This is a genomic window from Faecalibacterium sp. DFI.5.82, assembly GCF_029076575.1.
GTDB lineage: Bacteria > Bacillota > Clostridia > Oscillospirales > Ruminococcaceae > Faecalibacterium > Faecalibacterium duncaniae.
Genome location: NZ_JARFIS010001076.1, coordinates 1 through 290, shown reverse-complemented (window position 1 = coordinate 290; position 290 = coordinate 1). Strand labels below are relative to the sequence as shown.

The 290-nt window shown below is 40.7% G+C and carries 1 pseudogene; it reads right to left on the bottom strand.

Annotated elements, in window-relative coordinates:
- Window positions 1-46: 46 nt before the first annotated feature.
- Window positions 47-290 (bottom strand): annotated as a pseudogene (locus P0G09_RS20215) (XRE family transcriptional regulator); the annotation flags it as partial.

Below are 290 nucleotides of genomic sequence, written 5' to 3'. Positions count from 1 at the left end.
TTCCAGTCCTGTGCAGTTTGTCCCAACCCATGTAAATGAACCGTTTTCATCTTTCTGCATCTCCTTTCCTGTTATGTAGTAAATAATCGACACCAAAACATACAAGAGAAAGGGCAAGAGTAATACCGCTGTTGAATATGTCAGATCTAAAATCAAACTGGACTTGTGGCAAAAACCAAGCCGAAATATGGGTAATCTCAATCGGCACTGGTATCAAAACCAGAAAGGCAAAGCCAAATGCCCTCCACAAATTTTGCCTACACTTGCGGAAAATTCCATATATTACCCAG